Here is a 9,864-nt window from a genome sequence, read left to right on the forward strand (position 1 = left end):
CGTCCGCCCCCAGCGACGTCTCGCGCGGCGCGACCCCGTGGCCCAGACCCCGCGCCGCCAGCTGCGCCTCCCCGAGGCGGCCGTCCCGTACGAGCTGGAGGACGACCCGCTCGGCGCGGGGCAGCCGGGCGTAGGCGCCGGGGGAGAGTTCCGCAAGGTAGGGGTTCACGGCATCCGCGAAGCCCCGCAGCCACTCCTCGTCACGGAACGGCAGGTCACCCGCGTACATCCGGAAGTCGTGCTTGAGGAACTTGTAGTCCTTGGCCTCCTTCACGTCCGCGTGACCGCTGGAGAGGAGGAAGTCGTCGATCAGGCGCTGGACGTGGACGCGGTCCCGTACGTTCGTCAGCTTGTGGCGCTGATTGGAGATCGACGCCGATTCCGCCGCCTCGAAGGGCGCTATGTACCAGCGGTACACCGGCTCCGGGATCACCGTGAAGGCCCGTGCCAGGCAGTACGCCTGCGCCGAGAAGAGCTGGTCCTCGTAGTGGATGCCCTCCGGGAAGCGGAGGCCGTTCCTGTCCAGGAAGTCGCGGCGGTACATCTTGCTCGTCGACAGGTGCTCGAAGAACAGCGCCGGTTCCGCCGCGATGCCCCGCACCGTCCGGCGCTCCGCCACCAGATGCGGCATCCACGTCGAGGTGCGCCCCGTGTCCACCCGTACGCGCTCCACCGCGCCCATCGCGAAGTCCACCTCCGCCTCGGCGTGCGCGGCGAGGAGGAGTTCCACCGCCCGCTCGGGGAGTTCGTCGTCGCTGTCCAGGAACATCAGGAAGGGCGCGCGCGCGATGTCGAGGGCGCGGTTGCGCGGCGCGCTGCACCCGCCGCTGTTCTCCGGCAGCCGCAGATACGTGACCCGGTCGTCCTCGGCGGCCAGGCGCCGCGCCACCGACGGCGTGTCGTCCGTCGAGTGGTCGTCGCTGATGATGATCTCGATGTCGGCGTGCGTCTGGCGGCGCAGCGACGCCACCGCGCGCGGCAGCCGCTCCGCGTCGTTGTAGACGATCACCGTGACCGTCACGTCGGGCAGCGTGCTCATACCGCCTCCTCGGGCGTCGGTGCCGGGGTGCGCTCGTCGACCGGGGTCACGGGCGGCAGGGACTCCTCGCTCTCGCCGAGGAAGACCCGGCGCACGACCCGCTCGGCCGCGCGCCCGTCGTCGTACTCGCAGAAGCGGCGGCGGAAGGCCTTCCGGGCCTTCGTCGACGCCTCGTCGCGCCAGGCGTCGGAGAGCAGGAGCTCCGTCAGTTCGTCCTGCGTGCGCGCGACGTGGCCCGGCGCTTCGGCCATGAGGTCGAAGTAGACGCCGCGCGTCTTGGCGTACGTCTCCCAGTCGTCGGCGTAGATGACGATCGGCCGGTCCAGGTTGGCGTAGTCGAACATGATCGACGAATAGTCCGTGATCAGCGCGTCCGACGCGAGCGCCAGGTCCTCCACCGGGTCGTACGAGGAGACGTCGATGACCCTGCCGCTCTTGCGCAGGCCCGCGAGCGGCGAGGTCGCGCCGCCGTAGAAGTAGTGGCCGCGGACGAGCAGGACCGTGTCCTCGCCGAGGCGGTCGGCGAGGGTGGCCAGGTCGAGGCGCGGGGTCCAGGCGGCCTCGTAGTCGCGGTGGGTGGGCGCGTAGAGGACGGCCCGTTTGCCGGGCGCGATGCCGAGCCGCTCCCGGATCGCCCGGATGTCGGCGGCGGTCGCGCGGTAGTAGACGTCGTTGCGCGGATAGCCGTGGTCGAGGGAGGTGTAGTGCGAGGGGTAGGCGCGCTCCCACATCCGCGTGGAGTGACCGTTGGCGGAGACGCTGTAGTCCCACTTGTCGACGCGTTCGAGCAGGCTGTGGAAGTTCAGGCCCTTGGCGGCGGCCGGATAGTCGATCTGGTCGAGGCCCATGCGCTTGAGCGGGGTGCCGTGGTGGGTCTGGAGGTGCACGGCGTCGGGGCGCTTCACCACCGCGTTGGGGAAGTTGACGTTGTTGACCAGGTACTTGGCGCGGGCCAGCACCTCCCAGTAGCGGCGGGTGCCGGGCACGACGTGGTCGGTGCCGGGCGGCAGCAGCGGTACGTTCGCCGCCGAGACGACCCACACCCGGTGGATGTGCGGGGCGCGTTCGGCGAGCTCGGCCGCGATCGCCGCCGGGTTGCAGGCCACCCCCCGGTCCCAGTACGCCGTGAAGACCGCGAGGTCCTCGTCGACGGGCCGCTCGAGCTCCTTGCGGTAGCGCAGGTCGCGCACCTTCAGGCCCACCTGGTGCTTGCGCGAGACCAGCGCGGTGCGCAGTCTGCGGCGCTGCCGGTTGGCGCTCTGGAGCGTGCGGTACTTGGTGTACGCGTCCTCTTCGAGGAGGCGGCGCCGCACGCCTTCGAGCCCGCCGGGGTGCTGGTGCCCCTCGGGGCGCCAGGCCACGGCCGCCCGCGCCGCGCGGTGGAAGAACTCCCTGCGCACCGGGTCGGGGAGCTGCTCCCGGGCGACGACGCGCAGACAGGCGCCGAGCATGACGTCGTAGAGCACGGCGAGGGCACCCGGACCCGCGCCGAGGTCCGTGACCAGGGCGAGGAGCGCCTCATAGCGGTCGATCAGCTCGTACCGCCGCTCGGGCGGCCCGGAAGGGACGCTCTGCGCGCGCAGCTCCGTCACGTTCAGGACGATGTGGTCGAGCGCCGCGATGCGCTCGGCGACGAGCAGTGCGGCGTAGGCGGCAAACTCCTCGTCGGCCACGCCCAGCTCACTGGGGTGGGCCCGCCAGAACTCCGCCCGCAGGATGCGGGCGCCGAGCAGCGGTGTGGCCTTCAGGAGGCCGGGGCTGTCGGCGAGGGGCAGGTCGCGGCGGCCCTGGCGGGCGAGCGTCCGGCCGTCCGGACTCGGCATCCCCTGGTGCCGCCAGGTCGAGCGGACGTGGTCGACGACGAGGACGTCCACGCCGTCGGGCAGCTCGGCCACGCGGTCGGCGACGGTGCGCGGGGCGCCCGTCGGCACGGTGTCCTTGCTGTGCACGAAGTGCAGCCAGCGGCCCGCCGCCCGCTCGCCGCCCGCCCTGCGCGCCACCCCGTCGTCCGTGCCCTCGGGCAGCGGTACGACGGTGACGCCGGGCCGGTCCGCCGCCGCCTCCTGGGCGGCCGGACCCACCGCGGCCACGACCACCTCGAAGGTCCCGGACTCGCCGGTCCCGGACGCCTGTGCGGTCAGGGCGTCCAGACAGGCGCCCAGACGCCCCTGGACGTCCCGCCCGTACACGACGACGCTCAGCCGGGGCGCCGCGGCGGTGCTCGGTCCGTGCATGCCGGTGCGCTCCTCTTCCGTGCTCATGGCGCGCTCCTCTTCCGTGCTCATGCGGTGGCCGCCCCCCGGTGCTCCAGCATGCGGTCCACCACGCGGCGCGCGGCACGGCCGTCGTCCAGGTCGCAGAACTCCGCGCGGAACGCCTGGTAGGCCTGCTCGTACGGGCCGCACACCGCCGCCACGTTCCGCAGGGCGGCGATCAGCTCGTCCGATGTGGACAGGAGCGGACCGGGGGCGCGCTCCTCGAAGTCGAAGTAGAAGCCGCGCAGACGGTCGCGGTAGTGCTCCAGGTCGTAGGTGAAGAACAGCATCGGACGGCCCGTCACCGCGAAGTCGAACATCACCGAGGAGTAGTCGGTGACCAGGACGTCGGCGATCAGGAGCAGTTCCATGATGTCCGGATAACCCGCCACGTCCCACACGAAGCCGTCGCCCGCGCCGGGCACCGGCTCCACGACGTGGGCGTGCGGGCGGACCAGGAGCACGTGGTCATCGCCCAGTCCGGCGCGCGCCTTCTCCAGGTCGACGCGGAGGTCGAGCAGGAAGCCGCCCCGGTGGCGCTGCTTGTCCTCGCGCCAGGTCGGCGCGTACAGGACGACCTTCTTGCCCTCCGGCAGGCCGAGCGTGCGGCGCACCCGGGCGGCGCGCTCGGCGCGGTCGGGGGCGAGCAGCACGTCGTTGCGCGGGTAGCCGGTCTCCAGGAGCTCGCCGTCCACGTCGCCGCCGAAGCGGAAGGCGCTGCGCAGGACGGGCGTGCTGAACCGGTTGGGGGAGAGCAGCGTCGTCCACTTAAGGCGCTCGTGGTCCAGGTCGACGAGGTACTGAGTGCTGGCGAAGTGGTCGTTGTCGAAGTCGAAGCCGATGCGCTTCAGCGGGGTGCCGTGCCAGGTCTGGATGATCTGCTGGCCCTCGCGGCGCTCCAGCCAGCGGGGGAAGTGGGTGTTGCCGACGAGGTAGCGGGAGCGGGCCATCGCCTCGTAGTACTCGGGGCTGTGCACGCGGACCGCCCTCGCGGTGTCCGGGACCTCGCACTGACCGTCCTTGACGACCCACAGGTGCTCGACGGGCAGGGCCCTGCGGACCATCTCCTCGTGGATGGCGCGGGGGCTGTCGCCGTACATGCGGCCGCCGAAGACGTCGTACAGGACGGCCTCGCGCAGCGGCTCGTGGCGGGCGGCGGGGTAGGTCTCCTCGCGGAGGCGGGTCTGGCGGTAGCGGCTGCGCTCGTCGGGGCGCAGCTCGGAGTGGGCGAGCAGGGCCAGTTGGTCGTACTGGCGGGCCTGGAGCTCCACGCGCTTGCCGTGGGCGGTCACTTCCAGGGGGAGGCTGCCGTGGACGGGCGGTGCCAGCTGGACGGCGGTCCTCGTGCCGTCCGGGTGCTGGACCGAGGGCCACCAGAAGCCCGCCCGCAGGGGTGTCTCCGAGGCGTATCCGGCGGTCGGGGCCGGGAGGAAGCTCGCGGTGAACCTGCCGTCGCTCGCGTGGGCGTCGTAGGTGTACTCGTGGCCGGACCAGGTCTGGCGGAGGACCAGCCGCAGGTGGTGCTCGCCCGGGGCGGGGTAGCTGCCGGTGAGGTCGACCGTGCCGTCGGGGCGTACGGAGACGCGGTCAACCAGGGGCTGGACCGGCTGGTCCACGAACTGGAGGTAGCCGCCGGGGCTGCGCCGCGCGTAGAGCGCCCGGCCGTCCCGCGCGAACTGGGCGCCCGAGAAGCCCTCGCGGTCGTCCAGGATCAGGGCCAGGCGGGTGCTGCCCTCCTCGTCGGGGGCCACGACCTCCACCGACAGGTCCCAGCGGGCGATGGAGCGTTCCGCCTGGGTGGGGCGGAGGCGCTCGTGGTGCTCGCGGACCTCCGCCAGGGCAGCCGTGGAGACGTGCGCCGTGAAGGGGACGCGGCCGGACTCGGGAAGACCGAGGGTCAGCGGGGCGTCGAGAAGCTTGCCGGACTCCCGGTGGCGCAGGCGCAGCCGGGGGGTGCCGTCGGGCGCCGTGCGCAGGACGCCGCGCACCAGGAGGCCGGAGCCTTCGGCGCGCACCTCCAGGGCGCGGGCGTGGGCGGTCTCCACGCGGATGGCCAGTTCGCCGTCCTGGATCTGCGGGGCCACGCGGACGTCGGCGGTGACCCAGTGGGCGGGCGGCGTCTGGCCGGAGCCGGTGCCCGCGCCGTACAGCGGGCCGCGCCGGGGCGTCATCCCCGTACCGGCCACGGCGATCCGCACCTTCCACAGGCCGTCCACCCACGTGCCCCGGTGGCGCAGCCGCGCGGGGTTCACCAGCGCACCGAAGCCCGCCCAGTCGGCGTGCCGGAACTCGGCGCCGGAGGCCACCGTCGCCTCCGGGTCGATCCGGGCGCGGGCGGGCACGAGAACCCTGCGGCGAGTGCCCTTCTCCTTCAGGATCAGGGACTTCAGGGCCTTGCCGCGGGATTCGGCGCCGAGCTGGCGCGGGAACGCCCAGCCGGAGAGCCAGAGCTTGCCGTCGTGCCACGCGGCCTCGTCCAGGCGGCTGCGCAGCCGCAGTTCCTGGTCGAGGCGGAGCACCGCGTCGGGCACGGGGGCGGTCGGGTCCAGGAAGGGGTAGTCGGCCCTCGGGCGGAGGGTGCCCGCGACGGGGACGGAGCCGCCGTGGGCCTTCTCGAACTCCAGTTGCGCGATCAGCTCGTCCATGCGGCGGTGCACCGTCAGGTACAGCTTCAGCTTGTGCGGCACGTGCAGCGCGCGCACCGCGTCCTGCCCGATCTCGCGCACCAGGCGGCCCACGTGCTCCAGGAAGGCCTCCTGGTAGGCGGCGTCCGAGCCCGGGAGCACCTTCCAGAAGAGGGGGATCTCCTCGGCGAGCGCGTTGTTGTCGTAGACCCGCAGGTGCTCGGCGTACATCGGGCCGTCGTCGGCGCCCGCACCGGCGCGCGAGAGCAGGAACTCGCGGACCATGCGGATCGACCGCACCCGGTCGACCAGGCCCCGCGGATCGGTGCGGTTCTGGGTGATGGAGCGTTCGCCGGTCTCCCGCTCGCGCCAGTTGTAGACCGGCTCGCTCAGGACGTCCACCGACTCCGCGAGGTAGTGCGCCGGGACGCTGACGGGGGCGTCCTCGTAGAGCATCGCCTCCGGGTAGGACAGGTGGTGCCGCTCCCAGAAGGAGCGGCGGTAGACCTTGTTCCACGCCGTGCGGTCGGTGAGCAGCGGGCGGAACCTGGAGACGTGCGTACGCAGCCGGGTCGTCGCGAACGGCACGCGGTGCACGGGCGACTGGACGTGCCCGGCGGAGCGGAACCGGGTCACATTGCCCGCGGCGAAGTCGGAGCCCGTCTCGTCGAGCGTCTCGATCATCAGTGCGTACGCCGTGGCGGGCAGCGTGTCGTCACTGTCCACGAAGGCGAGGAACTCGCTGTCCGGCGACATCTCCCGCACGCCGGTGTTCCGGGCCGCGCCCAGCCCCTTGTTCCGCTGCGATATCAGCCGGAACCGGGGATCGGCCGCCGCGAAGGCCCCGGCGATGGCCGCGCTGCCGTCCGTCGACCCGTCGTCGACCATGACCACCTCGAAGTCCGTGAAGGTCTGGGCCGCCAGGGACGACAGGCACGCGTCGAGGTAGAGCTCTACGTTGTAGACGGGGACGACAACACTCAGCCGTGGCTGCACGCGTACTCCTTCTGTTGCGAAACGCTCCCATAGTGTAAGGATGCGCGTATTGATGCGACAAAAGGGATACCTGTCCGGGTTTGGTCCAGGGCGTTGGTCTGGGGCGTTGGTCTGAAGCCTTTGGTCTGAGTCAGCCCTTGCCGCCGCCCGTGAAGCGCTCGTACTCCTTCAGGACCTCGCCCGTGGGGCCGTCCATCCGCAGCTCGCCGCGCTCCAGCCACAGCACCCGGTCGCAGGTGTCTCGGATCGACTTGTTGTTGTGGCTGACCAGGAAGACCGTGCCCGCGCGCTCCCGCAGCTCGCGGATGCGGGCCTCGGAGCGCTTCTGGAAGGAGCGGTCGCCCGTCGCCAGGGCCTCGTCGATCAGCAGGACGTCGTGGTCCTTGGCGGAGCCGATGGAGAAGCGCAGGCGGGCCGCCATGCCGGAGGAGTACGTACGCATCGGCAGGGTGATGAAGTCACCCTTCTCGTTGATGCCGGAGAAGTCGACGATGTCCGCGTAGCGCTCCTTGATCTGCTCGCGGGACATGCCCATCGCGAGGCCGCCCAGGTGGACGTTGCGCTCACCGGTCAGGTCGTTCATCAGGGCCGCGTTCACGCCGAGCAGGGAGGGCTGGCCGTCGGTGAAGATCCGGCCGCGTTCGACCGGCAGCAGCCCCGCGACCGCCTTGAGCAGCGTCGACTTGCCGGAGCCGTTGGTGCCGATCAGGCCGATGGCCTCGCCCTTGCGGGCGGTGAACGACACGTTCCTGACGGCGTGCACCGTGCGCACGCCCCGGTCCTTGCCGCGCTTCAGGATGCGGCCGAGCGCGGCGGTCGCGGCGCCCCTGCCGGTGGCGGCGCCCGCGCCGTGCACGCGGTAGACGATGTCGACCTCGTCGACGATGACGGTGGGCGCGCCCGGGCGCGAGATCGTCTTGTTCGGGTTCCGCTCAGCCACGGCCGTACGTCTCCTCTGCCTTCCAGAAGTAGATGAACCCGCCGACGCCCGCGAGCACGGCCCAGCCGACCGCCCACGCCCAGACCAGGTGCGGAAGCCGGTCGTGGTGGAAGCTGTCGATCAGCGCGAACCGCATCAGGTCGATGTAGACGGCGGCCGGGTTGCACTCCAGGAGGACCCGCAGGACGTGCGGCAGGTCCCGGTCCGCGAGGACGGCGTCGATGCTCCACATCACCCCGGACGCGTACATCCACGTACGCAGCACGAACGGCATGAGCTGCGCGATGTCCGGCGTCTTGCTGCCGAGCCTGGCCATGACGAGCGCGAGGCCGGTGTTGAACGTGAACTGGAGCGCGAGGACCGGCAGCGCGAGCAGCCAGTACGGCGTGGGCGGCACACCGAAGCAGAGCAGGATCACGATCAGCGCGCACATGGAGAACAGGAGCTGCTGGAGCTGCTGGAGGCAGTACGAGACCGGCAGCGCGGCCCGGGGGAAGTGCAGGGCGCGGACCAGGCCGAGGCTGCCGGAGATGGCGCGCGTGCCCGCCATCACCGACGCCTGCGTGAAGGTGAAGACGAAGACGCCGGTCACGAGGAACGGCACGTAGTCCTCGACGTCGCGCTTGGTGTCCATCAGGACGCCGAAGATGAAGTAGTAGACCGCCGCGTTGAGCAGCGGCGTCATCACCTGCCAGAGCTGGCCGAGCTTGGCCTGGCTGTACTGCGCGGTCAGCTTGGCGGTGGCGAAGGCGGTGATGAAGTGGCGGCGCTGCCAGAGCTGCCGTACGTAGGCGGGCAGCGAGGGGCGGGCGCCGCTGACGGTCAGGCCGTGCCGGGCGGCCAGCTCGGCCGGGGAGAGCGCCGGGTCGGCCGCGGGCGCTTGGTGGGGCGGTGTGTCGAGGGCCTGGCTCACATCCGCTGCTTTCGCTCTCGGGGCGCCTCGTGGGGCGCCTCGGGAAGGCGCGGGGGCGCGGCGGTGGACGGTACGTACGACGGGACGGGCCCGTATCGTCGCAACGTCGACAGTATGACCTCGCCACGTCGGAACGCAACCGTATCGTCGTCCCGTTCTATGCTGTCCGTATGACGACGAGCAGGCCACCGGGTGAACAGCCGCGCCGCAGGGCCCCCGCCGGAGCCGCCGTGCTCCGCGAGGACAAGACCGAGGCGATCCGCGCCGCCGTCTTCGAGGAGCTGGCCTCCGTGGGGTACGCCCGGATGTCCATCGAGGGCATCGCCCGCCGCGCGGGCGTCGGCAAGACCGCCGTGTACCGCCGCTGGCGCTCCAAGCTGCACCTGGTGCTCGACCTGGTGTCGGCCATAGCGGTCCAGGGCCTCCCCGCGCCGGACACCGGCTCCCTCGAGGGCGACCTGCGGCTGCTCTACGAAGTGACCTCGCGTGCCCTGCGGCACCCCGTCGCCTCGCAGGTCGTCCCCGATCTCCAGGCCGAGGCGGCCCGCAACCCCGAGATCGCGGAGGCGCTCCAGAAGGCGCTGCGCGAGGGGCAGTACGGGGTGGCCAGCGGCATCGTGCGCGCCGCCGTCGAGCGGGGCGAGGTGCGCGCGGACGCCGACGAGGAACTGGCACTCGACCTGGTGTCCGGGCCCCTCTACTGGCGCTCGGTGGTGGTCCGCGCGGAGCTGCCCAAGGGCTATGTGAAGCGCCTCGCGGCGGTCACGGCGGCGGGGCTGCGGGCGCTCTGAGCGCACCGGTTCACGGTGCCCAGGGTGCTTCGGGTGCTTCGGGTGCTTCGGGTGCTTCGGGCGTCCCCGCGTCCGAGGTGGCGCTCACGCCTCCCGGCGCCGCGTCATCCACAGGCCCACGCCCGCGCCGATCGCCACGGTCCCGGTGCAGACGCTCAGCAGAACGCGCTCGACGCCGTCGAACGAGGTGAGGTTGAGCAGCGCGTTGGCGGCGATCGCGAGCGAGAAAACCAGCCAGAGCAGGGACTTCATGGGAGTCGGTTCCTTCCGGAGCGGCGGCCCCCGCCCCGTGCGGCGGCCCGGCAC

Annotated in this window: 7 protein-coding genes; 1 reads left to right on the top strand and 6 read right to left on the bottom strand. The window is 72.0% G+C overall.

Going from position 1 to position 9,864, the window contains the following annotated elements; translation table 11 throughout:
• The 5 genes from AB8Z36_RS17065 to AB8Z36_RS17085 all read right to left on the bottom strand — a co-directional run.
• A partial coding sequence (locus AB8Z36_RS17065; RefSeq protein WP_369214169.1) for a glycosyltransferase family 2 protein occupies nt 1-1,039 on the bottom strand: 1,039 nt, incomplete at its 3' end.
• Nucleotides 1,036-3,300, bottom strand: coding sequence for a bifunctional glycosyltransferase/CDP-glycerol:glycerophosphate glycerophosphotransferase (locus AB8Z36_RS17070; RefSeq protein ID WP_369214170.1), 2,265 nt, complete (start codon nt 3,298-3,300; stop codon nt 1,036-1,038). The genes AB8Z36_RS17065 and AB8Z36_RS17070, both read right to left, overlap by 4 nt.
• A 20-nt stretch (nt 3,301-3,320) precedes the next feature.
• Entirely contained in the window at nt 3,321-6,914 is a 3,594-nt protein-coding gene (locus AB8Z36_RS17075) for a bifunctional glycosyltransferase/CDP-glycerol:glycerophosphate glycerophosphotransferase (protein WP_369214171.1), read from the bottom strand.
• A 130-nt stretch (nt 6,915-7,044) separates the two neighbouring features.
• Nucleotides 7,045-7,854 carry an ABC transporter ATP-binding protein gene (locus tag AB8Z36_RS17080; protein ID WP_369214172.1) on the bottom strand — a complete coding sequence of 270 codons (810 nt, stop codon included), beginning with the start codon at nt 7,852-7,854 and terminating at the stop codon, nt 7,045-7,047.
• Complete coding sequence (locus tag AB8Z36_RS17085; protein WP_369214173.1) at nt 7,847-8,767, bottom strand: ABC transporter permease; 921 nt, start codon at nt 8,765-8,767, stop codon at nt 7,847-7,849. The genes AB8Z36_RS17080 and AB8Z36_RS17085 overlap by 8 nt, the downstream gene beginning before the upstream one ends.
• Before the next feature lie 170 nt (nt 8,768-8,937).
• On the opposite strand from AB8Z36_RS17085, the gene AB8Z36_RS17090 reads away from it, so the two are divergent.
• Nucleotides 8,938-9,558, top strand: a complete 621-nt coding sequence (locus tag AB8Z36_RS17090; protein WP_369214174.1) for a TetR/AcrR family transcriptional regulator — start codon at nt 8,938-8,940, stop codon at nt 9,556-9,558.
• 84 nt (nt 9,559-9,642) lie between these two features.
• On the opposite strand, the gene AB8Z36_RS17095 is transcribed toward AB8Z36_RS17090, so the two are convergent.
• Nucleotides 9,643-9,810, bottom strand: a complete 168-nt coding sequence (locus AB8Z36_RS17095; RefSeq protein WP_369214175.1) for a hypothetical protein — start codon at nt 9,808-9,810, stop codon at nt 9,643-9,645.
• Nucleotides 9,811-9,864: the final 54 nt, after the last annotated feature.

Origin of the sequence: Streptomyces flavofungini, assembly GCF_041028215.1 — a bacterium.
Lineage (GTDB): Bacteria > Actinomycetota > Actinomycetes > Streptomycetales > Streptomycetaceae > Streptomyces > Streptomyces flavofungini_B.

Bases quoted from the DNA above. Each gene is read 5' to 3' on its own strand.
- AB8Z36_RS17070 (WP_369214170.1), bottom strand. From the start codon at position 3,300: ATGAGCACGGAAGAGGAGCGCACCGGCATGCACGGACCGAGCACCGCC.
- AB8Z36_RS17090 (WP_369214174.1), top strand. From the start codon at position 8,938: ATGACGACGAGCAGGCCACCGGGTGAACAGCCGCGCCGCAGGGCCCCC.
- AB8Z36_RS17095 (WP_369214175.1), bottom strand. From the start codon at position 9,810: ATGAAGTCCCTGCTCTGGCTGGTTTTCTCGCTCGCGATCGCCGCCAAC.